Annotated in this window: 18 protein-coding genes; 6 read left to right on the top strand and 12 right to left on the bottom strand. The window is 36.4% G+C overall.

The window, feature by feature from the left end:
• Positions 1-150 precede the first annotated feature (150 nt).
• On the top strand, positions 151-747 hold the full coding sequence (locus ACZ1JT_RS06375; protein ID WP_465093008.1) for a hypothetical protein: 597 nt from the start codon (positions 151-153) through the stop codon (positions 745-747).
• Between the two features lie 108 nt (positions 748-855).
• A complete protein-coding gene (gene mfd / locus ACZ1JT_RS06370; protein ID WP_465095278.1) occupies positions 856-4,119 on the top strand; it encodes a transcription-repair coupling factor in 3,264 nt (1,087 codons plus the stop codon).
• A gap of 7 nt (positions 4,120-4,126) precedes the next feature.
• Here the strand turns inward: mfd and pgi are convergent, their stop codons facing one another.
• The 9 genes from pgi to uvrC form a co-directional block, all read right to left on the bottom strand.
• Entirely contained in the window at positions 4,127-5,740 is a 1,614-nt protein-coding gene (gene pgi / locus ACZ1JT_RS06365) for a glucose-6-phosphate isomerase (RefSeq protein ID WP_465093007.1), read from the bottom strand.
• On the bottom strand, positions 5,740-6,975 hold the full coding sequence (locus ACZ1JT_RS06360) for a peptidoglycan DD-metalloendopeptidase family protein (protein WP_465093006.1): 1,236 nt from the start codon (positions 6,973-6,975) through the stop codon (positions 5,740-5,742). Before ACZ1JT_RS06360 ends, pgi begins: the two co-directional genes overlap by 1 nt.
• 27 nt (positions 6,976-7,002) lie before the next feature.
• Positions 7,003-7,929, bottom strand: coding sequence for a tryptophan 2,3-dioxygenase family protein (locus ACZ1JT_RS06355; RefSeq protein ID WP_465093005.1), 927 nt, complete (start codon positions 7,927-7,929; stop codon positions 7,003-7,005).
• Positions 7,930-7,933: 4 nt separating this feature from the next.
• Positions 7,934-8,731, bottom strand: coding sequence for a DUF3108 domain-containing protein (locus ACZ1JT_RS06350; protein WP_465093004.1), 798 nt, complete (start codon positions 8,729-8,731; stop codon positions 7,934-7,936).
• Positions 8,732-9,025: 294 nt separating this feature from the next.
• A complete protein-coding gene (gene hppD / locus ACZ1JT_RS06345) occupies positions 9,026-10,189 on the bottom strand; it encodes a 4-hydroxyphenylpyruvate dioxygenase (RefSeq protein WP_465093003.1) in 1,164 nt (387 codons plus the stop codon).
• A 52-nt stretch (positions 10,190-10,241) separates the two neighbouring features.
• A complete protein-coding gene (locus ACZ1JT_RS06340) occupies positions 10,242-11,399 on the bottom strand; it encodes a homogentisate 1,2-dioxygenase (protein WP_465093002.1) in 1,158 nt (385 codons plus the stop codon).
• A 233-nt stretch (positions 11,400-11,632) separates the two neighbouring features.
• Positions 11,633-13,270, bottom strand: a complete 1,638-nt coding sequence (locus tag ACZ1JT_RS06335) for an amino acid permease (protein ID WP_465093001.1) — start codon at positions 13,268-13,270, stop codon at positions 11,633-11,635.
• Between the two features lie 110 nt (positions 13,271-13,380).
• On the bottom strand, positions 13,381-15,585 hold the full coding sequence (locus ACZ1JT_RS06330) for a patatin-like phospholipase family protein (protein WP_465093000.1): 2,205 nt from the start codon (positions 15,583-15,585) through the stop codon (positions 13,381-13,383).
• Positions 15,582-17,393, bottom strand: a complete 1,812-nt coding sequence (gene uvrC, locus ACZ1JT_RS06325) for an excinuclease ABC subunit UvrC (RefSeq protein WP_465092999.1) — start codon at positions 17,391-17,393, stop codon at positions 15,582-15,584. The genes ACZ1JT_RS06330 and uvrC overlap by 4 nt, the downstream gene beginning before the upstream one ends.
• Before the next feature lie 119 nt (positions 17,394-17,512).
• On the opposite strand from uvrC, the gene ACZ1JT_RS06320 reads away from it, so the two are divergent.
• The 4 genes from ACZ1JT_RS06320 (at position 17,513) to ACZ1JT_RS06305 (ending at position 20,593) form a co-directional block, all read left to right on the top strand.
• Positions 17,513-18,481 (top strand): succinylglutamate desuccinylase/aspartoacylase family protein, encoded by a 969-nt coding sequence (locus ACZ1JT_RS06320; protein WP_465092998.1) that lies wholly within the window; start codon positions 17,513-17,515, stop codon positions 18,479-18,481.
• A 64-nt stretch (positions 18,482-18,545) separates the two neighbouring features.
• The gene (locus ACZ1JT_RS06315) at positions 18,546-19,808 is read left to right on the top strand and encodes a pyridoxal phosphate-dependent decarboxylase family protein (RefSeq protein ID WP_465092997.1); all 1,263 of its coding nucleotides are present in this window, start codon (positions 18,546-18,548) and stop codon (positions 19,806-19,808) included.
• A complete protein-coding gene (locus tag ACZ1JT_RS06310; RefSeq protein ID WP_465092996.1) occupies positions 19,777-20,340 on the top strand; it encodes a 5-formyltetrahydrofolate cyclo-ligase in 564 nt (187 codons plus the stop codon). Before ACZ1JT_RS06315 ends, ACZ1JT_RS06310 begins: the two co-directional genes overlap by 32 nt.
• A gap of 28 nt (positions 20,341-20,368) precedes the next feature.
• Positions 20,369-20,593 (top strand): hypothetical protein, encoded by a 225-nt coding sequence (locus ACZ1JT_RS06305; protein WP_465092995.1) that lies wholly within the window; start codon positions 20,369-20,371, stop codon positions 20,591-20,593.
• A 44-nt stretch (positions 20,594-20,637) separates the two neighbouring features.
• Here the strand turns inward: ACZ1JT_RS06305 and ACZ1JT_RS06300 are convergent, their stop codons facing one another.
• The 3 genes from ACZ1JT_RS06300 to ileS form a co-directional block, all read right to left on the bottom strand.
• Entirely contained in the window at positions 20,638-21,231 is a 594-nt protein-coding gene (locus ACZ1JT_RS06300) for a lipoprotein signal peptidase (RefSeq protein ID WP_465092994.1), read from the bottom strand.
• Positions 21,232-21,316: 85 nt separating this feature from the next.
• A complete protein-coding gene (locus tag ACZ1JT_RS06295; RefSeq protein ID WP_237790972.1) occupies positions 21,317-21,697 on the bottom strand; it encodes a TraR/DksA family transcriptional regulator in 381 nt (126 codons plus the stop codon).
• A 7-nt stretch (positions 21,698-21,704) separates the two neighbouring features.
• Positions 21,705-25,163: an isoleucine--tRNA ligase gene (ileS, locus tag ACZ1JT_RS06290; protein WP_465092993.1), complete on the bottom strand. Its 3,459-nt coding sequence runs from the start codon at positions 25,161-25,163 to the stop codon at positions 21,705-21,707.
• Positions 25,164-25,205: the final 42 nt, after the last annotated feature.

Raw genomic sequence — 25,205 nt, 5'->3', positions numbered from 1 at the left:
TCTACAAAGATAATCTTTTGGCTAAAAAGTAGAATTGGAAAAATCCTGAAAAAAAGCAATTCACAAAAAATCGAATTTTAGTTAACATATTCCTATCAAAAAAAGGAGATTAACAGAACATTTGTACATTTGCTTTACCAATTAAAAATCATGAAAAAGATTATTTCATTTGTTCTACTGGTTTCTTTAGCTTTTATAAGCTGCAATAATAAAGATGAGCGCATAGCGGATAGCGATAGAGCCGCAAAGCATAACGATTCGGTTTTTGCGATTATCAATAAAAACTGGGTTTTCAATGTTCCAGCTACTAGCCCAAAGGTGCAATCTAAACTTCAAGGCTGGAATGAATGGCGTGTTTTCAATCAGGAATTAAAACAAAAACCTAAAAACACGTTGAATGCATTCCGAGTAAAATCTAAAAACCTAACCTTAAAAGGACAGGATTTAGAAGTGAATATCCCGAACCTATTCAACAAACCGGCTGTAAAAAGTAGAATTTCGACTTTAAACACAAAATTAAAATCGTTAGAAACCTACATGAATTTAGAATACATACAAACGGAAAAAGTAATTACGCTAATTCATGAAATATCTAGCGAGGTGATTTCGGTACAAAATCAAATGAATGAGATTATTGTTAAAAGTGAAATCCCTAAAGAAGAAGGCGAAGCCATCATGCTACAAGCCTTAGACACTGTTAGACATGCAAGAAGACAAGCGAATGAGCCTTTAGAGTTAAAAGAATAAACCTGCAGTAGAGAACTTTTGAAAAACGAAATACAACATAATTACAACCAATCGGCTAAAATTACAACCATAGCCGAACACCTTAAAAAAAGAGAGTCCAAAATCCAAATGAAAGGATTGATTGGATCGTCGTTATCATTTGTTTTAGAAGCACTTTTTCAAAAAACAGAGCTCCCTTTTTTAGTTTTGTTTCAAGACAAAGAAGAAGCCGCCTATTACTTAAACGATTTAGAAAATCTGATAAACGATCAAGATGTATTGTTTTATCCGGGTTCATACCGTCGTCCCTATCAAATTGAAGAGACCGACAACGCTAATGTTTTATTACGTGCCGAAGTTTTAAACCGAATTAATTCCAGAAAAAAGCCTGCAATTATTGTTAGTTATCCCGATGCGCTGTTTGAAAAAGTAGTCACACGAAAAGAATTAGACAAAAACACGTTGAAAGTAGCGGTTGGCGACTCCATTTCTATCGATTTCATCAACGAAGTTCTTTTCGAATACAACTTTAAACGTGTGGATTTTGTTTCGGAACCTGGCGAATTTTCAGTGCGTGGCGGTATTATTGATGTTTTTTCATTTTCCAACGACAATCCATACCGAATTGAATTTTTTGGTAATGAAGTCGATTCCATACGAACTTTTGATGTAGAAACACAACTTTCACTGGAAAAGCAAAAAAAAATTGCCATCATTCCCAATGTTGAAAATAAATTTCTAAAAGAAAACCGAGAAAGCTTTTTGGATTATATCAATCCGCAAACCGTAATTTTTATTCAGAATACCGAGTTGTTAACCAACCTGTTGGATAAACTTTTCAATAAAGCAACAGAAGCCTTCGATAAATTATCCAAAGAAATACAACACGCTTCACCCGAAGCCATGTTTTTAAATCAGCAATCGTTTCTAAAAAAAGCATTGGATTTCACCTTGGTCGAATTAGCTTCACAAGCTGTTTTTAAAACCGAAAAGAGTTTTGAATTCCATATTCAACCACAGCCATCGTTCAATAAACAATTCGATTTGTTGTTAAACAACCTGAACGAAAATCATTTTCACGGTATTAAAAATTATTTATTCTGCGCCAATGACGGTCAGGCGAAACGTTTTCATGATATTTTTGAAAGTATTGATGAAGCCAATCACGAAAACATTCGAAAGCAATACCACACCACGGTTTTTCCACTCTTTCAAGGGTTTATTGATGAAGAAAGTCAGATTGCTTGTTATACCGATCATCAAATTTTTGAACGTTATCACAAGTTCAATATCAAAAATGGCTATTCAAAAAAGCAAACCATTACTTTAAAAGAGCTTAACACACTTTCGGTAGGCGATTATGTCACTCACATTGATCATGGTATTGGAAAATTTGGAGGTTTACAAAAAATCCAGGTAGAAGGCAAAACACAAGAAGCTATAAAGTTAGTATATGCCGACAACGACATCGTTTATGTTAGCATACATTCCTTACATAAAATATCGAAATACAACGGAAAAGACGGAGCGCCTCCAAAAATTTACAAATTGGGCTCCAATGCCTGGAAAGCTTTAAAACAAAAAACAAAAGCGCGTGTAAAACACATTGCTTTCAACTTAATTCAATTGTATGCGAAACGCAGGCTAGATAAAGGTTTTGCGTTTGCACCCGACAGTTATTTACAAGCCGAATTAGAATCGTCTTTTATCTATGAAGACACACCGGACCAATTAAAAGCTACACAAGAAGTAAAAGCCGACATGGAAAACGATCGTCCAATGGACCGATTGGTTTGTGGTGATGTTGGTTTCGGAAAAACAGAAGTAGCCATTCGTGCCGCTTTCAAAGCAGTAGACAACGGGAAACAAGTGGCTATTTTAGTCCCTACAACTATTTTGGCTTTCCAACATTATAAAACCTTTCGCGAGCGTTTAAAAGATATGCCGGTTAATGTGAACTATGTTAATCGCTTTCGAACCGCAAAACAAAAAACAGAAATTTTAAAAGACTTAGAATCGGGGAAACTCGATATCCTTATCGGAACACATCAATTAGTCAATAAAAATGTTGTGTTTAAAGATTTAGGCCTGTTAATTGTAGACGAAGAACAAAAGTTTGGTGTAAATGTAAAAGACAAACTAAAAACGATCGCACATAATGTAGACACTCTTACACTAACGGCGACGCCTATCCCAAGAACCTTACAGTTTTCGCTAATGGCTGCTCGCGATTTGTCGGTAATCACCACACCACCACCGAATCGATACCCAATAGAAAGTCAAGTTGTTGGGTTTAATGAAGAAGTGATTCGAGACGCCATTTCGTATGAAATTGAACGAGGCGGACAAGTGTATTTCATCAACAATCGTATTGAAAACATCAAAGAAATTGCCGGAATGATACAGCGATTAGTTCCTGGCGCCAAGGTTGGTGTTGGGCATGGTCAAATGGAAGGTAAAAAACTAGAAGAACTAATGTTGGCTTTCATGGATGGCGAATTTGATGTTTTAGTTGCCACCACAATAATTGAAAGCGGGTTGGATGTTCCGAATGCGAATACAATCTTTATCAATAACGCTAATAATTTCGGATTGTCCGATTTACACCAGATGCGTGGACGTGTGGGGAGAAGTAATAAAAAAGCCTTTTGTTATTTTATTTGTCCGCCATACTCTGCAATGACGGAAGAAGCCCGAAAACGAATTCAGGCTTTAGAGCAATTTAGTGAATTAGGAAGTGGTTTTAATATCGCTATGAAAGATTTGGAAATTCGTGGCGCTGGTGATTTATTAGGTGGTGAACAAAGCGGCTTTATCAATGAAATTGGCTTTGAAACCTATCAAAAAATCATGAACGAGGCCATTGAAGAATTAAAAGAAAACGAATTCAAAGACTTATATCCAGAGGATAACGACATCGAAACCAAAGAATATGTAAAAGATTTACAAATTGACACCGACTTCGAATTGCTCTTCCCGGATGAATATATTAACAACATTTCGGAACGTCTGAATTTGTATAACGAATTGAGTCAAATTAAAACCGAAGAGGAACTAGAACGATACGAGCAAAAATTAATTGACCGTTTCGGAGCTCTTCCAAAAGAAGCTATAGCTTTATTAAATAGCATCCGAATTAAATGGAAAGCGACGCATTTAGGAATTGAAAAATTAGTTTTAAAACAACATAAAATGATTGGTTATTTTGTTTCCGATCAGCAATCGGATTACTACCAATCTGGGAAGTTCATGAAGGTTTTAAAATTTGTACAGCAAAATGGAACTCTTTGCAAAATGAAAGAGAAAGAAACCAAAAATGGTTTACGCTTGTTGTTGACATTCGAAAACGTCAAATCGATAAAACGCGCTTTAGAACTAATCGAAATGATGTAATCGAGAATTATTTCAAGAATTCTTGAATTAGAAATGCTGTAGATGAGTCGTGTGGTTTAGCTTTTTTCGCTTCTATTTCATCTAAGATAACACTTGCCAACTGTTTTCCATATTCTACTCCAAACTGGTCGTAGCTGAAAATATTCCAGATGACACCCTGAACAAATATTTTATGTTCGTACATAGCAATAAGCGATCCCATCGATTTTGGCGATAGTTTTTCGATTAGCAAAGTATTTGTGGGTTTGTTGCCAGAAAAGGCTTTAAAAGGCGTTAAAAATCCATTTGAGCCACCTTCTTGCAATACTTCGTCTTTTGTTTTACCCATTAGCAATGCTTCTGTTTGAGCAAAAAAATTAGACATTAGTTTCAAGTGATGTTCTGTATTTCCGTGAAGCGACTTTTTGAAACCAATAAAATCTGCAGGAATTAATTTAGTGCCTTGATGAATTAATTGAAAAAAAGCGTGCTGCGAATTAGTTCCAGGTTCGCCCCAAATAATATTTCCGGTTTGGTAATGAATCTCTTCTCCGTTTCTATCGACACTTTTACCATTGCTTTCCATTACTGCTTGTTGCAAATAAGGAGCTAATTTTTTTAGATATTGTGAATACGGAATTATTGCTTCGGTTTCGGCACCAAAAAAATTATTGTACCAAATGCTGAGCAAAGCTAAAACCACAGGAATATTTTTTTCGAATGAAGCCGTAGTAAAATGCTCATCCATATTGTTAGCACCTTCAAGCAGCTCCGTAAAATTATCAAACCCAACAGCAAGTGCTATGGTTAATCCGACTGCGCTCCACAAAGAAAATCGACCGCCAACCCAATCCCACATTGGGAATACATTTTCGGAAGCAATACCAAATTCGGAAACCTTTTCCAAATTAGTGGAAACTGCTACAAAATGTTTGGCTACATCCTTAGTATTTGCAGTTTTTAAAAACCAATTTTTTATTGTTGTAGCATTGGTTAATGTTTCCTGAGTTGTAAAAGTTTTTGAAACAATAACGAAAAGCGTGGTTTCTGGATTTAGCTTTTTAAGAACCTCTTGCACATGATCTCCATCTACATTCGATATGAAATGAATATTCAAATGGTTTTTGTAGAACTGTAGCGCTTCAACCATCATATCCGGTCCTAAATCAGAACCTCCAATGCCAATATTAACCACATCGGTTATTTTTTTTCCAGTATAACCGGTTTCTCTACCCGAAATAATTTTTTCAGTAAATACTTTTATTTTTTGTTGTGTGTCTTTAATAGTTGACATCACATTTTCATTGTGTATTTCAATGCTTTCTTGAGAAGATCGCAATGCGGTATGTAAAACGGCTCTGTTTTCGGTAACATTAATAGAATCACCAGACACATACTTTTGAATAGCCGCTTTCAAATTAAGCTCATTTGCTAATTCGATCAAAAGCGTTAATGTGGTTTGATTGATTCTGTTTTTAGAGAAATCCAGTAAGAAATCATTCCATTGAATATGAAACTTTTCTGCTCGCTTTGGATCGTTCGCGAACATTTCTTTCATGGAAACGGATTGCATTTCCGCAAAATGCTTTTGCAGTAGTTTCCATGCTTCCGTAGTGGTTGGATTGCTATTTTCTAACGCCATTATTCTCCAAATTTAGCTAATGATACACTGTCCAATTCTTTCTTCAAAGGCGCAATATACTCCAAATACTTTTGTTTGTATTTTGGGTTCATAGGCTCCGAATTAGGTAATTTTTGTCGTAATGGATCGACCTGAATTCCATTCTTCCAAAAACGGTAACAAACATGTGGTCCTGTAGCTAAACCTGTACTTCCTACTCTACCGATGACATCGCCCTGTTGGACACGTTGTCCTTGACGGACAAGAATTTTCGACATGTGTAAGTACTGTGTTGAATATGTTGCGTTGTGTTTTACTTTAACAAAATTTCCGTTACCTCCAGTGTATCCTGTTCTTTCCACCACACCAGAAGCTGTAGTCATGATAGGAGTTCCGGTTGGTGCGGCGTAATCGGTACCGTTATGCGCTTTCCATTTTAATTGAACTGGATGGAATCTGCTTCTAGTGAAACGCGAGGTAATGTTCACAAATTTTAGTGGTGCTTTTAAAAACATATTTTTCAACACCTTACCCTCTTCATCATAGTAATCGTATCGTTTAGTATCTGGATTTTGCTTGTAAGGAAAAGCATATATTTTTTTTCCTTTGTATTCAAAATAAGAAGCGTCTACACTTTCAACCCCAAGATATTCACCGTTTTCAAGATATTTTTCGTTGATGGTTACTGCAAATTTATCTCCTTTTTGAATTTTAAAGAAGTCGATTGACCAAGCGTATATTTTAGAAAGTTCGGGTGCTAATGCTGGTGACACACCTGCTTCGCTTAAGGTTGATGAAACCGAGCCGTCTATTGCCGCAGCAATAGTTCTTCGTTTGATAACAACCGGGCGTGTTTTTTTATAAGCCACAGGAATAGAATCGTGTAAATCAACCACGTAATAGCTCATTCTATCGGGTTGATACACAAATGCCTTTAGTTTATTTGGCGCTGTTTTATCTTGAAGTAATGTATATGCTTTTCCGATTCTAATGTCGCGAACATTGAAAGAATCTTTTACTTTTTGGTTGATTTCGTGAACTTCGGCAGCATTAAAGCCTTGATCTCCTAAAATTTTACCAAAACTGTCTCCGGATTTAATGGTATCGTGAACCACTTTGTAATCATTAAGTTTAAACCCAAACTCATAAATGATTTTTTCTTTTTTTACTTCCGGTTTATTAGCGTTCTTTTTTTCTTCTTTATTGTTACAAGCAAATAGTATTAGTGATAATAATATGATTGCGGTGTATTTCAAGTCAGTTAATTTTCAATGGTTATTGTTCTATTCTCCCCAGTGCTCCAATTCTTCTTTAGTCCAAAGTTCGGGAAAAAATATTCTTTTTTGGTATTTCGGAAGCATGTATTTCTTCCAATCGCTTCCTCCGGTTGCTTCATGATTACCCGGAACGCTTTCAATGTACTTAACGGCAGCATTATAATGCCCCATTACCCATGTAATGTTAACCGTTTTATCGTAATGACGCATTGCGGCAATTAACTCTGGGTTTTGTTGGTCTTCTTCCGGCAATTGTTTGAATTTTCGCCATAAGTTAATGGTGTTATATTCTTCCATTAAGCTCAAAAATTCTTTTTTATATTTACTTTCAAATTCTTTCAGTAAATACGATTTCTCCCCTGTTTGGTAATCTTTTCCGGCAGCTTGCCAATATAAATGTTCGAAAGCGTGTTCGTAAGGAGTGTTACGATCTATGGTTGCTCTGAAACGATTATCGATTAGGTTAATTAAATCGGTTGATGCAAATTCAATCATTCGATATTGCGCACTTTGAAAACCAGATGCAGGAGTTAGTGTGTTTCTGAATTTCAAGTATTGTTCAACTTCCATACCGTCTCCCATAATATCGAAAGAGGTTGTTAGCATATCAAAATAACGGCTGATGCGCATTAAGCGTTCCGCAAAAAATGTAGTGGAAAGTTTTTCGCAATGCGCCACTTGATTCATCTCCCAAAGAATCATTTTAAACAATAATTCATTTACCTGATGGTACATGATAAAAACCATTTCATCAGGCAGGGTCGTGCGTTGAATTTGCAAATTCAAAAGCGCATCGGTTTGGATATAATCCCAATACGTAATGGGTTTCGACCATAAAAGCCCTTCTAAATGCGTTTCGGCTTTCTGATTGATTGCTTTGTATTTTTTTTCAATCTGAGTGATTTTTTCCTGTAGCTCAGTTTTGATTTCCATTGTGTTATTTTGCTTTTGCTTTAACTTTAAAAGAATTTTGCAATCCTTTAAAACCTTCTAAATCTGCTTTTAAAGAACCAACTGCTAAACTAGCTTTAATACGCAGTGGTACTTTATTTTCATCATCTGAAATCCAAACTGTTAAACTTTCCTCTTCTTTAAAAACCCTTCCGGATTGCACGTAAGGTCTAAAAACCATTGCTGGAACAGTTCCAAATTTGGTGTTGATGTCTTCATTTCCGAGAAATTTCAATTTGAACTTGTAAATTTCATCGTCAAAAAACATATCAATAACAATCGATTCACCCTTTTTCATTTTATCAATTTGAGGGTGATTTCTCAGATAATAAAACGAAGATACAATATCCTGAACATTTTCGGTAACTGCAAACGTTTTTTCGGTATTATTTTTATAGTCTTTAACTAAAACTGTGTTTTTTGTTTGATTAAAAAAGCCTTCTTGATTTTTTGTATAACCTCCTTCATCAATTTTTCTAACAAACTGATAAGGTTGACCGGTTTCTTTATCAAAATAACTTTGGTAATCATCTTCTACTTTGAAGAAAAACTTTGCCATACCAACGGTATAACCTTTACCTACAACATGATGCACTTTTTTATTGTTGCGAACCGCTTCTTTAATTTCTAGGGTAGCGTAACCGGCATTAACCAGTCCGTAATGAATTCTAAACTTAAAAAACTCTCCGGTATCAAAAGTTATCACTTGCTTGGAAGGCATCGCAAAAGAAGTTGTAAAAAGGAGCAATCCAAGAAACAATAAAGGAAATATAATCTTTTTCATGGTCTAATCTTTTGGTATTTACAACTACTAATACAATTTTCATTCCAAAATTAAGAAACAAAAAAACCCAGCCAAAATAATGACTGAGTTTTTATGCTATTAACCAACCAAAAAACTATAAATTATGAAAAATTTACCGCTAGATGAGATATGGTAGTACCTCATTTTTGCGAGTGCAAATGTACGTTGTCTTTTTGAAGATTTACAAACAAAAAATCAACTTTAACACATTTTTAGCAAAATTTAAGTTTTTTAAAAGGCTGTTTTTGCGTTTTATCCAATAAAAATTGCTTTTTACAGTGTTCCTCTCAATTCTTGCTCTCTTTCGATTGATTCGAAAAGTGCTTTAAAATTACCCGCTCCAAAACCACGAGCACCCATTCTTTGAATGATTTCGAAGAAAAGTGTCGGTCTATCTTCTACCGGTTTGGTAAAAATCTGTAACAAATACCCCTCTTCGTCAGCATCAATCATGATTCCTAATTTTTGAAGCTCAGCAATATCTTCTTTGAATTTTGACATATGATCTTTTAAACGCTCCGGAATCGCATCATAATATGCTTGAGGCGGCGTGCTCAAAAATTCAACACCACGAGAACGCATATCTGCAACCGTTTTGATAATATCATCTGTCGCTACAGCAATATGCTGTACGCCTTCATCCTCATAGAAATCTAAATATTCTTCAATTTGAGAACGTTTTTTACCGTTTGCAGGTTCATTGATAGGAAATTTAATTCTACCGTTACCATTCGACATTACTTTTGACATCAAGGCAGAATACTCTGTTGTAATTTGTTTGTCATCGAACGAAAGGAAATTCACAAATCCCATTACGTCTTCAAACCATTTTACCGCTTCATTCATTCGGTTCCAGCCGGTATTCCCTACCATGTGGTCAATGAATTTTAACCCAACTGGTTCAGGATTGTAATCCGATTTCCATTCGCTATATCCCGGCATAAAGATTCCGTTATAGTTTTTACGCTCCACAAAAATAAAAACAGTTTCTCCATAAGCGCCGTAAATACCGGCACGTACTACTTCACCATTTTCATCTTTTTCAACTACTGGCTCAAAATATGATTTTGCACCTCTTTTTGTGGTTTCTTCGTATGCAGAACGTGCATCTTCTACCCAAAGAGCAATTACTTTAACACCGTCTCCGTGTTTTTTTACGTGTTCACCAATTGGCGAATTACTGTTTAGAGCCGTGGTCAATACCAAGCGGATTTTATCCTGCTTCAACACATAAGACGCTCTGTCTTTTACTCCGGTTTCTAATCCTGCGTACGCTAACGATTGAAAGCCAAATGCTGTTTTGTAAAAATGAGCCGCTTGTTTTGCATTACCAACGTAAAACTCAACATAATCGGTTCCTAGTAAGGGAAGGAAATCTTGTGCTCCTTCAAATATTTTTTCTAATCCGTATTCTACTGATTTTATTTCTTGTGACATGATATTATTATATTTTTAAGACAAAATAACTTGTCTGAGTTGTGTTTATTATTTAATCTAACCAAGATTGAAAATACTTCTCATCGGCAATTTTCATAGCTTCTTCCGTAACCATTAAAGGTTTAAACGTATCCACCATTACAGCCAATTCTTGAGTGTCAACCTTACCAATACTTCTTTCGGTAGCTCCAGGGTGTGGTCCGTGTGGAATTCCAGCCGGATGCAACGAAATATGACCTGCTTCAATATCGTTACGACTCATAAAGTCTCCATCGACATAATATAAAACCTCATCACTATCAATATTACTATGATTGTATGGCGCAGGAATAGATTCTGGATGATAATCGTATAAACGAGGCACAAATGAACACACCACAAAAGCATCGGTTTCAAAAGTTTGGTGTACCGGAGGCGGTTGGTGGATTCTTCCGGTTATCGGTTCAAAATCATGAATGGATAAAGCATACGGATAATTGAAACCATCGTATCCTACAACATCAAACGGATGCGTTGCATAGACCATTTCAAAAATTTCGTCTTTCTTTTTAACCTTGATAACGAAATCTCCTTTTTCGTTGTAAGTTTCTAGTTCTTGTGGCTGACGAATATCGCGCTCACAGAAAGGCGAATGTTCTAATAGTTGTCCGAACCAATTTCGATAACGCTTTGGCGTATAAATTGGACGATGAGATTCTACAATGAACAAACGATTATCTTCGGTATCAAAATCGATTTTATAAATCATACCGCGAGGCACAATCAAATAATCGCCATATTTAAAATCTAAGTTCCCAAGCATGGTTCTTAGTTTTCCGGTTCCTTTGTGAATGAAAATCATTTCATCGGAATCGGTATTTTTATAAAAATAGTCGGTAGTTGATTTACGAGGAGCCGCCAAAGCTATATGACAATCCGAATTGGTTAAAACAATTTTACGGCTTTCCAAATAATCGTCTTGAGGCGTTACTTGAAAACCGCGTAAACGATACGATTGAATGTTGTTTGCTTTAGCAATTTTGGGCGCAACACTGTATTGCTTACGAATTTCTTTAACCTGAGTGGGTCTGTGTTCGTGATACATGTTGGTAGACATTCCGTCGAACCCAATAGTTCCGAACAACTGTTCGTAATATAAATCACCGTTTTCTTTGCGGAATTGTATATGACGCTTATGAGGAATCTTTCCTAATTTATGATAAAATGGCATTTTTTATTTGTTTAAAGTTTAACGTTGTTTAAAAGTTTAAAATGTTTAAACTCGCTCATACCAAATAAAAACGGCTCATTCAGGATTTCTCTTGATGAGGAATTTTAAATGTATTAATAAATCTTTCCAATGCTTATTCATACTACTACAAATATCGGAATTTTAATTCAAAGTTACGCAAAACAAAAAATCCCAAAAAAATCATTTTTTTGGGATTTTGTTATATAACGTACTTATCTTATTTTTTTGAAGCTTACAAAATAAATAATTGCATGCAATGCAGAAAACAATAATGAAAAATAATACAAGAACGTATCGTCAATTGCAGGATCTGAATGGTGAACAACTGCAACGCACAGTAAACCAACAACCATTGCAAGTCCAGACAAAGAAACTACTTTATAGCTTTTAGCATCAAAAGCTCCTTTGTTCAATATACTGTTTTTCATTCCGTAGAAAATATACAAGTCGAATCCAATCATCATCCAAACAATAAGACGAATCCATGTATCTAGCGGAAGGAAAACCATCATAAACAAACAAACCAAGATACCAAGAATTGGCACAATTGGAACTAAAGGTGTTCTAAAAGCTCTTGGTGCTTCAGGCATTTTTTTTCGCATTACCAACACACCCAAACACACTAAAATAAAAGCGAACAACGTTCCTATACTGGTCATTTCACCAACAACTCTTGCAGGAACAAAAGCAGCGAACAAACTTACAATCAACATGAATAATAAATTGTTTTTTGCAGGTGTTCTAAATTTAGGGTGTATTTCAGAAAACACTTTAGGCATTAATCCATCTTTACTCATCGAGAAAAACACACGACTCTGTCCCATTAACATTACAAGAATTACAGATGCATATCCTCCTAAAATCGCTAAAATAATCGCTTTATTCAACCAAGGATAAGCTGGAGTAATCATACCTGAAGCATCAGCATGCCCCATATTATCAATTGCAATAGCAACAGGAGCAATACCATCTGCCCCAGCAAACGCCGAGTAGTTTACAACCCCAGTCATTACATGAGCAAACAATATATATAATACGGTACAAATTCCTAGAGATAAAAGAATTCCAATTGGCATATCTCTTTTAGGGTTTTTAGCTTCCTGAGCAGCTGTTGACACAGCGTCAAAACCAATATAAGCAAAGAAAACAATAGCAGCAGCACGAATGATTCCACTAAAACCAAATTCTCCAAACACGCCTGTATTTTCTGGTATGTAAGGTGTATAATTTTCTGGTCGGATATACTGCCATCCTAAAGCAATAAACACCAATACAACCGTAACTTTAAGCAACACAATGATTCCGTTAACAAAAGCAGACTCTTTAGTACCTCGTATTAACACCAAAGACATAATCATAACGATTAATACGGCTGGTACATTAATAACACCACCTTCAAAAGGAGAAAGCATATAGGCATCATCAAGGTGTATCCCATATCCACTGAGGAATTTTCCAAGATATCGGGACCAACTTATAGAAACCGTTGCGGCACCTACTGCGTACTCTAAAACCAAATCCCAACCGATAATCCATGCAACAAATTCTCCCATTGTGGCAAAAGAATAAGTATAGGCACTTCCTGCAACAGGTATCATTGAAGAAAATTCAGCATAGCATAATCCGGCAAAAACACAACCGATTGCAGCCACTATAAACGAAATTGTAATTGCTGGCCCAGCATTAGTTGCGGCAGCCATTCCGGTAATAGAAAATAATCCAGCACCGATGATTGCACCAACTCCCAAAGCTGTTAAACCTGGGGCGGTCAATGTTTTCTTTAATCCTTTCTCAGACTCTGATGCTTCTTCAAGCAACAAATTCAAAGGTTTTCTTTTCCAAATAGACATAAGTATAGTTTTGGTATTTTAAGTTTTCAAAAATAGACTTTTTTAAAAACATTCGCATAAAAAATGACATAATAAAACAGAAAATTGATTTTTAAGCACTTTTTTTAGTGTTAAAACCAGAATCCAACACTAAACCAAGTGTAATGTGTGTGCGTTTCGGGAGACCAACTGTGTTTGATTTCTAAGGGACCAATTAAAGTTTCCATTCCATAGCCAACAGCATATCCAGAATATTTTGGTCTGGATATCCAATTGTCTGATTCAAAAATATTATTTCCAATATTCGCAAAATTGGCCGCTATATTAAAATGATTTTTTTTGTAAAATTCATAATCTAAACCTATTTCTCCTTTAACGTAGCTATCACCCGAAACGCTTAAAAAGTCGTAACCGTAAAAATGACGGAAATTATTAATCATGGCATAACCATAGCCTCCCAAAACAAAATCATGAAATGGCACGCTACGTTCACCCAAGGCAAAACCACCTTCTGATTGCAGCTTTAAAGTAACTTTCTTGTAAAAAGTCTGAACAAATTGAATGTCGGCCTTTGCAATAGAAAAAGGTGTAAACCCACCATTATAATCTGTGGAATAAAGAAAGGATTTAAAATCCCCAAAGAAGTGAAATCCTTTTTTGGGAAAATAATTTTTATCTTTTGAATCAAACTTAAGATGCCCAAAAACAGATAAATAACCGCTATTTTCAAGAATTGGATTGGTATTCTGAAGTGTTTCCGATTGAATTTTTAATTGTTTGTATTCCACACCTCCACCTATCAAATATTTCTGCGCAAATACAGTTTGTGCGAAAACCTGATTGGTAAAATCCGAATAGTCAACGTTGAAGGATTTAATATTCAATTCCGTCAGATGCAATCCATCACTAAAATCGGTAGCAATATTTTTATTAAATGTAGTATAGCGCGAGTTAAATCCGAAACTCCAATAAAAACCATTGTCGTAATAATAGTTAAGATTGTATCGAATATTATCCCCTAAAATAGCATCGAAAGAAATGTTGTCGTTTTTGAAGAAAAGCTTCTTTTGCGTTACATTTATCAAAGCTGCACTTTTAAACAAATCGTCATAATGCACTCCCAACTTCAAATATCGGTTTATTGGATTTTCTCGTAATTGAATTTGCAAACGATCTTTATCGGCCGTTTTTTCAAAAGAATAAGAAATGGAACTAAAATTTTGTGTAGCGTTTAGATTTCCAAGCCCCGCATTAAGTTTTTCGTAGGTTATTTTAGAAGAACTTTTAATTTTCAGTTTACCTAAAACATAAGGTCGTGTAAAATTTTTAAGCTCATTAACTTTCACATCGGCAATTTGCAACACATCTGTTGGTAGCGCGCCTAAATTATTTTGATGTACTTTTTTAGGTCCGCCATATTTTTCGAGCTCTTCATACACTGCAAAAGCTGCCTCTTCTCCTTTTCGAATAATTTCAGCACCTTGATCGAATGAAATAACAGAAAAACCTTTAATATCGGGCTTGATATAAATATCTGTAGCTCTTTTTTTCTCTTCCATTTTTTCAATCATTCCAAAGTTGGTTATCTGAACCAAAACCCCAGAAGCGCCTCCAATGTGTTCACGGTCTTTCAAACCGTCTTGCACATCGACCCCAATAATTATATCGGCCCCCATTTTTCTAACTTCTTCAATAGGGTAGTTGTTTGTTACCCCGCCATCGATTAATAATTTACCATCAATTTCAACTGGAGAATACAACGATGGAAAAGCGCCACTAGCCAAAATAGATTGAGCCAACACGCCATTTTTCAATACAACTTCTTCACCGGTTTCAATATTTGTAGCAATACAAACAAAAGGAATTTTAAGTTCATCGAAGTTTCGTATGTAACGAACATGATGCGTTAAACGACTCAATAAATTAAAATTATATAATCCTTTAGACAGTGCTGTTGGAACGCCAACGCGAAAATTATTAAACGGGAGTGTGATTGCATAAACTTCGTCGTTTCGCTTCTCGAAGAAATTTTTGGAAGTACGAGGTATATAATCTTGTAAAAGCGCATCAGAATCGACCACTCGGAATATCGAATCCAACTCACGAGCGGAATATCCAGAAGCATACAAACCGCCTACAATTGCACCCATACTGGTTCCTCCAATATAAGAAACCTCAATCCCGGCCTCTTCCAGAACTTTCAAAACCCCAATATGTGCCAAGCCTTTTGCGCCACCACCACTCAAAACAACTCCAATTTTAGGCTTCGGAGTTTCCTGAGCCTGAACTGAAAAAAGAAAAAGAAAAGCAAAAATAATCAGATAGCTTTTTTTCATTCTGGTTGAGTTGAATTGTTGTTTTGGTAAAATTCGACAATTTTTTTGGCTTTTGAAAGTCCGACAACCTCCGAAATTTCTTTTTCAGTGGCTTTTGACAATCGCTTAACCGATTTAAAATGTTTTATTAACGAAATCATGGTTTTTTCTCCAATACCAGGTATTGCTTCAATAGATGTTTGTATCGCCGCTTTACTCCTCTTATCTCTATGGAAGGTGATTCCGAAACGGTGCGCTTCGTTTCTAAGATGTTGAATGATTTTGAGTGTTTCCGATTTTTTGTCCAGATACAACGGTACCGAGTCTCCGGGATAGTACAATTCTTCCAGTCGTTTTGCAATTCCAATAATGGCTATTTTACCTCGTAGTCCTAAATCTTCTAAACTTTTTAACGCAGATGAAAGTTGTCCTTTTCCTCCATCAATAATAATTAATTGTGGTAATGGTTCGTTTTCATCCAACAGTCGCTTATATCTTCTGTAAACCACTTCTTCCATCGATGCAAAGTCATTCGGCCCTTCTACGGTTTTGATGTTGAAATGACGGTAATCCTTTTTACTGGGTTTTCCATCTTTAAAAACCACACAAGCTGAAACCGGATTGGTTCCCTGAATGTTCGAATTGTCGAAACACTCAATATGACGCGGCTCAACCGACAATCTCAAATCTTTTTGCATTTGTGCCATGATACGATTCGTATGTCTATCCGGATCTACAATTTTTATTTGTTTCAGCTGATCCATGCGGTAGAACTTGGCGTTGCGTTCCGACAAATCAAGAATTTGTTTTTTGTCGCCTAATTTAGGGACAGTCACTTTAATTTTATCGCCAAAATCGAGTTCGAAAGGCAGAATAATTTCTTTAGAAAGCAAATGAAAACGCTCTCGGAGTTCCACCACAGCTAGTTCTAAAAGCTCTTCATCGGTTTCTTCAAGTTTCTTTTTGAGTTCCATGGTATGCGAACGCACAATGGCTCCATGTGAAATTTGAAGAAAATTGACATACGCCATGCTTTCATCAGAAACAATAGAAAACACGTCTATATTGGTGATTTTCGGATTCAAAATCGTTGATTTAGCCTGATAATTTTCGAGCACTTCGATTTTTTCTTTGATTTTCTGTGCTTCTTCAAACTTCATATCCATCGCTAAATCGGTCATAAGTTTTTTAAACTCTTTCAGACTCTCCTTGAAATTTCCTTTAAGAATTTCGCGAATTGCCTGCACCTGTTTTTCGTAATTCGTTATGGTTTCATAACCTTCACATGGTCCTTTGCAATTACCGATATGATATTCGAGGCAAACCTTATATTTTCCGCTATCGATGTTGGTTTTGCTTAAATCGAAATTGCAGGTTCGAAGCGGATATAATTCTTTTACCAAATCCAGAATGGTATGCACGGTTTTAAAACTGGTATACGGACCAAAATATTCCGAACCGTCTTTAATCATTTTTCGGGTAGAAAAAATTCTGGGGAAACGTTCGTTTTTAATACAAATCCACGGATAAGTTTTGTCGTCTCGAAGTAAAACATTATACCTTGGCTGCAATGTTTTAATCAAATTGTTTTCCAGCAAAAGCGCATCGGTTTCGGTAGGCACAACAATATGTTTGATGGCTACTATCTTTTTAACCAGCACATTGGTTTTAGCATTGTCGTGTACTTTATTAAAATAGGAAGAAACGCGTTTTTTTAAATTTTTAGCTTTACCCACATACAGGATTTTCCCGTCTTTATCGTAGTATTGATAAACACCGGGATTATCGGGCAAGGTTTGTATTTGGAGTTCTAAAGCAGAAAGCGACATTTTGTGGAATTGTTCTTATCTAGTTTCAAAGTTACAAATTCCATTAACGCAAATGAAGTCTACTCAAAATTTATAATTTACAACTCATAATTATTCTTATTTTAGCGTTTTAACTTGCTATGAACTACCCAAATAACGTTTTAAGATTATTAAAAGAAGATATCTTACCCGGAGAAAGCAAAACCATCAATATGGAAATTGCCAAGCTCCACACCATGACCAAACTTAAAATTCCGATAATTGTTGAGCGTTCCAAACAACCTGGCCCCACAGTTTTATTTTCTGCCGGACTTCATGGCGATGAAGTAAACGGAATAGAAATTGTACGTCAGTTAATTGTTCAAAAAATAAACAAACCTAAAACAGGAACTATCATTTGTATTCCTATTATTAATGTTTTCGGTTTTGTTAATCAAACACGAGAATTTCCAGATGGTCGTGATTTAAATCGTGTATTTCCGGGTAGCAAAACCGGTTCGCTGGCCAGTCGTTTTGCTTATCATCTACTTAAAGACATCATTCCTCATGTAGATTACGCCATCGATTTTCATGCTGGTGGCGCCTCTCGTTTTAATGCAGCACAAATTAGAATTGCACCTAACAATACTGATTTAAAAGAACTCGCCGAAATTTTTCATGCTCCTTTCACCTTATATTCCAACAACATCACCGGATCGTTTCGAAATTCTTGTGATAAACTAGGAGTGAAAATGCTTTTGTTTGAAGGCGGAAAATCGATTGACATTAACGAAGAAATCACACAACAAGGCATTGAAGGTGCTAAACGCGTTTTGGAGCACCTAAACATGCTCAACAACAGAAGAAAAGCTTTCCATCCAGAAAACAAGAGTATTTACATTGAAAAATCGGCTTGGATTCGCGCCCGTTATTCGGGAATGTTTCACGGATATACCAAAATTGGAAGTTTTGTAAACAAGGGCCAATTATTAGCTACGATTTCAGATCCGTATGGGAAAATAGAACACAAAATGAAAGCGCCAAATTCTGGATATATCATCAATGTTAACGAAGCACCAATTGTGTATCAGGGTGATGCCATTTACCATATTTCGACAGAATTGGAATAGAAACCTAACAATTGTCATATTTTCTCTTATGAAAAGCCTCTAGTTTTGGTCAAAAATCAAGACTATGATTCCTTGGAAAAAACTATCGCAACACGAACGACAATTTCGAATTGAAGAAGCATTAAAAGAAAACGTAAATTTCACTCATGATACTTCATTAGGATATCCTGCCTCTAAATTAGACAGCAAAGTATTCAACAGTGAAATGCCATTTTTAAAGGATGCTCCAGTTTTACAAACCTATGTTGCCAATCCTAATCATATTGGTTGTCACACGTATGGTACTTCAGAAAAAGCGTTTAGTGGCACACAACAATTAGAACGCGAAGTATTGAAAGTGTTGGCTGTTGATGTTTTTAAATCAGAACCAAACGCTTACGACGGTTATATTGCTCCCGGCGGAACCGAAGCCAACCTACAGGCGATATGGATGTATCGCAATTTCTTCATGAATAATCATAACGCTTTACCTGAAGAGATTGTGATTATCGCATCCGAAGACACGCATTATTCCATTCCGAAAGCCTCTAATTTATTACTCATTGATAGGTATGCTATTCCTATAGATTTTGAATCTCGAAACATTGACAAAATTGCATTAAATCACATTGTCGAAGAAGCTAAAAGTCAAGGAAAAAAATACTTTATTGTTGTAGCCAACATGGGAACAACCATGTTTGGGGCTATAGATAACCCAGACGATTATACTGAAATTCTGGAAAGACACAACCTAGAGTACAAACTCCATATTGATGCCGCTTACGGTGGTTTTGTATATCCTTTTAGCAACCGAAGTAATGCTATCAATTTTGAAAACCATAAAATAAGTTCCATTACTATAGATGCTCATAAAATGCTGCAAGCGCCTTACGGAACCGGTGTATTTATTTGTCGAAAAGGATTAATAGAAAATGTATTGACTAAAGAAGCAGAATATGTTGAAGGCATGGATTTAACGCTTTGCGGCAGCCGAAGTGGTGCCAACGCTATAGCAGTCTGGATGATATTATTCACCTACGGACCTTACGGATGGTGTGAAAAAATTAGAGTTTTGCAAATGCGAACCGATTGGTTTTGTGAACAATTAGAAGCTTTGAATGTTGAGTTTTTCCGCGATCCCTTTATGAATATTGTCACTATTCAATCGAAATTCATTTCTAAAACATTAGAAGAAAAATACGATTTGGTTCCACAGAAGCATGATGAAAATAATTTATGGTATAAAATTGTAATTATGGACCATGTTGAAGTTGATCATTTGAGTATTTTTACAGAAGATTTGAAAAATGAACTTCATGCAGAAAAAAGAATTACGTACGAAATATAAAAATCTTCGAAAAGAAATAGGTTTTGAAGAAATTCAAGCACTTAGCTTAGAAATTGCCAACAATTGTCTTCAACTGCCAATTTGGGAACACACCTATTTTCATCTTTTTTTACCCATTGAAGAACAAAACGAAATTAATACCGAATATTTGCTTCAAATTTTAGCCGGAAGAGATAAGGAGATTGTGATTTCGAAATCGGACTTTGAGACGACAACCATGACCCATTATCTTTTAACAGATAACACTAAAATAAGTGCTAATTCGTACGGTATTCCAGAACCGGTTGATGGATTAGAAGTGCCATCCAAAAAAATTGATGTTGTTTTTGTACCGCTATTGGCTTTTGACAAAAAAGGACATCGGGTTGGGTACGGGAAAGGATTTTACGATGCTTTTTTAAAAGAATGTAAACCAGAAACCATAAAAGTGGGTCTTTCCTACTTTGAAGCAGAAAACAGCATTGAAGACAGCAACGAAAATGATGTGAAATTAGATTTTTGTGTTTGTCCGTTTGGCATATACGGATTTTAATTATATTGTGGTTCCAAAAACAAACATCATGAAAACTATAAAAACCCAAAAATTACCTTTAACAATGGTACTTCTAGCAATTGTTTTATCCGTTAGTAGTTGCAAATCAAGTCGCGGTGGCGTTAGCGTTGGCGTTGGCCGTTCTGCTGGAAAAACATCTACGACTTCGGCTAAAAAATTACCGCCAGGACAAGCTAAAAAAATATATGGTGGCAAAAGCGCCAAAAAATATGCTCCAGGACAACAAAAATAAAAAAAGACCCAATGGGTCTTTTTTTATTTTTATAACTACTAGAATTATTTACCAAAAGCCTTTTTATTAAAAACAATTAAAATCCCAACCCCTGTAGATATAGCTACATCGGCAACATTAAAAATAGCATTGAAAAACGTAAAATGTTGTCCGCCCCACATAGGAAGCCATGATGGTAAATTTCCTTCCCAAATTGGAAAATAAAACATATCTACCACTTTACCATGAAACCATTTTCCATAAGGGTCATCACTAAAGATGGTTGCAACTTGTCCGTAACTATCGTTAAATATTTTACCGTAAAATACAGAATCAAAAATATTTCCTGCCGCTCCTGCTAAAATTAAAGCAACGGCAACAACTAAATAAGCTGATGCATTTTTCTTAACAGAATCATACAACCAATAACAAATACCGCCCACTGCAACAATTCGGAAAACCGTTAAAAACAGCTTACCATATGCTCCTGGAATTTCGGCTCCCCAAGCCATTCCTTCGTTTTCAATAAAATGAATACGAAACCAATTAAAAACAAGAACTTCTTCATCTAGTTCGAAGTTCACTTTAATGTATATTTTGGAAATCTGATCGACAATCAGAATTAAAACAACCAGTAAATAGGCTTTTTTTAACGACATTTTGAGCAATTTGATGACAAAAGTAAACTTTTTACCTCATATAAAAAACGCTCCAAAAGGAGCGTTTAGTAAAATTTTGAAAAGATTAACGTTGTAAGTTCTTCGCTTCAATACTCATTGTAGCGTGAGGAACCAGTTTCAATCTTTCTTTATTTATTAATTTTCCAGTCACCTTACAAATTCCGTACGTTTTGTTTTCAATACGAATTAATGCGTTTTTCAAATCTCTAATGAATTTTTCCTGACGAATGGCAAGCTGTGAATTGGCTTCTTTACTCATGGTTTCGCTACCTTCTTCAAATGCTTTAAATGTAGGCGATGTATCATCGGTACCGTTATTTAAATCATTAAGGTAAGCACTCTTTATCAAGTCCAAATCGTTTTTTGCTTTTTCCAGTTTCTTCTGAATCAATTCTTTAAATTCCGCTAAATCCGCGTCGGAATATCTTATTTGTTCATCTACCATAATTCCCTCATTTTGAAATTAATATTCTTGTTTTTAGGTCATCAAACTCAATTTCCGTACCATTTTCGATACGTTCTGTAAAAACAAGCTCTTCTGTTAGGGTTTCCGATTTAATGTATGCTTCGTTATCGTTTACGGCTTCTTGAATAATACCGTCTTGTAGCATTGTCACTTTAATCTTGTCCGTCACTTCAAAACCTGAATCTTTGCGGATATTTTGAATTCGGTTGACCAATTCGCGGGCGATACCTTCTTTTCGTAAAGCATCGTTTATTGTGATATCTAAGGCCACTGTTATACCTCCGGAATTAGCTACCAACCAACCTTCAATATCCTGTGAAGAAATCTCCACGTCTTCAGTTGTTAAGGTAACACTATTTCCTGAAATAACAAGCGTTAATGCGCCTTCTCTTTCTAATTTATTTATCTCTTCTTGACCAAAATTTTGTATTTCTTTGGAAATCAGACCCATGTCTTTTCCAAAACGAGGTCCTAAAGTTTTAAAATTGGGTTTAATTTGTTTTACTAACACGCCGGAAGCATCGTCTAACAACTCTACTTCTTTTACGTTTACCTCAGCTTTAATCAAGTCGGAAACCGCTTCGATTTCGGCACGCTGATTTTCGTCAAGTACAGGAATCATAACCTTTTGCAGCGGTTGACGCACCTTAATCATCTCTTTCTTACGAAGGGATAATACAAGCGACGAAACCGTCTGTGCTTTCAACATTTTGCTTTCCAGTGATTTATCAACAAAATTGTCAACAAATTGCGGGAATTTCGCCAAGTGCACGCTTTCGAAGTTTTCCTTAGTTGTCGCGGCATTCAAGTCTTTGTACAAGCGTTCCATGAAGAATGGAGCTATCTGTGCCGATAATTTTGCAACGGTTTCTAGACACGTATACAACGTCTGATACGCAGCAATCTTGTCGGTTCCATACTCGCCTTTCCAGAATCTTCTACGGCATAAACGCACGTACCAGTTACTCAAATTCTCCTGTACAAAATCGGAAATCGCTCTGGCTGCTTTGGTTGGTTCATACTCTTCATACGCCTCATCTACCAACTTAATTAGCGTGTGCAATTCCGATAAAATCCAACGGTCGATTTCTGGTCTTTCGTTCAACGGTACTTCTGCTTCACTATAGGTAAACCCATCAATGTTAGCATATAATGCGAAAAACGAATAAGTATTATAAAGGGTTCCGAAGAATTTTCGTCGCACTTCGGCCACGCCTTCAATATCAAATTTCAAGTTATCCCAAGGATTCGCATTGGCAATCATGTACCAACGCGTCGCATCCGGACCGTATTCTTTTAAGGTTTCGAACGGATCTACCGCATTTCCTAGACGTTTGGACATTTTTTGTCCGTTTTTATCCAAAACCAAACCATTCGATACTACATTTTTATAAGCCACCTGATCGAAAACCAAAGTTCCGATGGCGTGCAATGTATAGAACCAACCTCTGGTCTGGTCTACGCCTTCCGCGATAAAATCAGCCGGGAACGACTTGTGACCATCAATCAATTCTTTATTTTCAAACGGATAATGCCACTGTGCATATGGCATCGCACCCGAATCAAACCAAACGTCAATCAAATCCGTTTCGCGTTTCATCGGTTTCCCTGAAGCAGACACCAAAACGATGTTATCCACTACATTTTTATGCAAATCCACCAAATCGTAATTCGACTCGTCCATGTTTCCGATGACGAAACCTTTGAACGGATTTTCAGTCATGAAACCTGCCGAAATCGCCTTTTCGATTTCGTTGTACAATTCTTCTACCGAACCGATACAAAGAGTTTCAGTTCCCTCATCATTTCTCCATAACGGCAATGGAATTCCCCAATAGCGTGAACGCGACAAATTCCAGTCGTTGGCATTTTTCAACCAGTTTCCGAAACGTCCTTCTCCTGTAGCTTTTGGCTTCCAGTTGATGGTTTCATTCAAATCGAACATGCGGTCTTTTACTTCCGTTACCTTGATGAACCAAGAATCCAACGGATAGTATAAAATTGGTTTGTCCGTTCTCCAACAATGTGGGTAACTGTGGACGTATTTCTCTACTTTAAAGGCTTTGTTTTCTTCTTTTAAACGAATCGCGATTTCCACATCTACAGATTTCTCCGGCGCATCGCCTTCGCTGTAATATTCATTTTTTACATATTTCCCAGCCATGTCACCCATTTGCGACACGAAACGCCCTTGCAAATCTACTAATGGCACTGGATTTCCGTTTTCGTCCAACACCAGCATTGGCGGCACTTCCGGTGTAGCTTCTTTCGCTACTTTCGCGTCATCCGCACCAAAAGTCGGCGCCGTGTGTACAATACCTGTTCCGTCTTCTGTAGTTACGAAATCTCCAGAAATTACACGGAAGGCGTTTTCAGGATTTTGGTATGGCAGCGTGTATGGTAACAATTGTTCGTATTGAATACCCACCAAGTCTTCCCCTTTACATTCGGCTAAGATTTCGAAAGGAATTTTTTTATCCCCTTCTTTAAAATTTTCAAAATCAGCAGCATCACTGGATTCAAAATAGTTTTTCGACAATTGTTTGCCTACCAGATTTTTCGCTAAAATGATGTTGATTGGCTGAAAGGTGTATTGATTGAATGTTTTTACCAACACATACTCTATTCTAGGTCCAACCGTTAACGCGGTATTACTTGGCAAAGTCCAAGGCGTTGTCGTCCAGGCTAAGAAATGAATTTCATCCAATTCTAAAGTCTCAAACTTGTATTGTTTTAAATTGTTGTTCGTAATATAATCGTAAAACTTCGCGAACGTTAGTTTCCTTTGGTTCTCCAAAACCTTGAACTGCGCCACAATAGTCGTGTCAGTTACATCGCGGTACGAACCCGGCTGGTTTACTTCATGAGAAGATAATCCAGTTCCCGCTTTTGGTGAATACGGCTGAATGGTGTAGCCTTTGTATAATAAATCTTTGTTGTAAATCTGTTTCAACAACCACCAAACCGACTCCATGTATTTGGATTTGTAGGTCACATACGGATCTTCCATATCAACCCAATATCCCATTTTTTCGGTTAGGTCGTTCCACACGTCGGTGTAACGCATAACGGTTCTTTTACACGCTTCGTTGTATTCGGTTATGGAGATGGTTTTTCCGATATCTTCTTTGGTGATGCCCAATTCTTTTTCGGTACCTAACTCAACAGGCAATCCGTGAGTATCCCATCCTGCTTTACGCTTAACCTGATATCCTTTTTGAGTTTTGTAACGACAAAAAATATCTTTAATTGCACGTGCCATTACGTGGTGAATACCCGGTAAACCGTTTGCTGAAGGGGGACCTTCAAAAAACACATACGGGGTCGCGCCCTCACGGGACGTTACACTTTGCTCAAAGATGTTTTGTTTTTTCCAGAAATCAAGTACTTCAGAGGCCACGGTTGGCAAATCAAGTCCTTTGTATTCAGTGAATTTTGTAGTCATTTTGTCGTTATCTAAAATCAATGCGCGAAAGTACGGAATTTT

The organism is Flavobacterium sp. IC2-16, from assembly GCF_055521455.1.
The sequence above is the reverse complement of the archived record's forward strand: the minus strand, read 5'-3'. Positions and strand labels throughout refer to the sequence as shown.

Coding starts and splice junctions, on each gene's coding strand:
- ACZ1JT_RS06340 (WP_465093002.1), bottom strand. CDS start 11,399: ATGCCATTTTATCATAAATTAGGAAAGATTCCTCATAAGCGTCATATA.
- hppD (WP_465093003.1), bottom strand. CDS start 10,189: ATGTCACAAGAAATAAAATCAGTAGAATACGGATTAGAAAAAATATTT.
- ACZ1JT_RS06375 (WP_465093008.1), top strand. CDS start 151: ATGAAAAAGATTATTTCATTTGTTCTACTGGTTTCTTTAGCTTTTATA.
- ACZ1JT_RS06330 (WP_465093000.1), bottom strand. CDS start 15,585: ATGAAAAAAAGCTATCTGATTATTTTTGCTTTTCTTTTTCTTTTTTCA.
- ACZ1JT_RS06315 (WP_465092997.1), top strand. CDS start 18,546: ATGATTCCTTGGAAAAAACTATCGCAACACGAACGACAATTTCGAATT.
- pgi (WP_465093007.1), bottom strand. CDS start 5,740: ATGGCGTTAGAAAATAGCAATCCAACCACTACGGAAGCATGGAAACTA.
- ileS (WP_465092993.1), bottom strand. CDS start 25,163: ATGACTACAAAATTCACTGAATACAAAGGACTTGATTTGCCAACCGTG.
- ACZ1JT_RS06305 (WP_465092995.1), top strand. CDS start 20,369: ATGAAAACTATAAAAACCCAAAAATTACCTTTAACAATGGTACTTCTA.
- ACZ1JT_RS06310 (WP_465092996.1), top strand. CDS start 19,777: ATGCAGAAAAAAGAATTACGTACGAAATATAAAAATCTTCGAAAAGAA.
- ACZ1JT_RS06295 (WP_237790972.1), bottom strand. CDS start 21,697: ATGGTAGATGAACAAATAAGATATTCCGACGCGGATTTAGCGGAATTT.
- ACZ1JT_RS06355 (WP_465093005.1), bottom strand. CDS start 7,929: ATGGAAATCAAAACTGAGCTACAGGAAAAAATCACTCAGATTGAAAAA.
- ACZ1JT_RS06320 (WP_465092998.1), top strand. CDS start 17,513: ATGAACTACCCAAATAACGTTTTAAGATTATTAAAAGAAGATATCTTA.
- ACZ1JT_RS06350 (WP_465093004.1), bottom strand. CDS start 8,731: ATGAAAAAGATTATATTTCCTTTATTGTTTCTTGGATTGCTCCTTTTT.
- uvrC (WP_465092999.1), bottom strand. CDS start 17,393: ATGTCGCTTTCTGCTTTAGAACTCCAAATACAAACCTTGCCCGATAAT.
- ACZ1JT_RS06335 (WP_465093001.1), bottom strand. CDS start 13,270: ATGTCTATTTGGAAAAGAAAACCTTTGAATTTGTTGCTTGAAGAAGCA.
- ACZ1JT_RS06300 (WP_465092994.1), bottom strand. CDS start 21,231: ATGTCGTTAAAAAAAGCCTATTTACTGGTTGTTTTAATTCTGATTGTC.
- mfd (WP_465095278.1), top strand. CDS start 856: ATGAAAGGATTGATTGGATCGTCGTTATCATTTGTTTTAGAAGCACTT.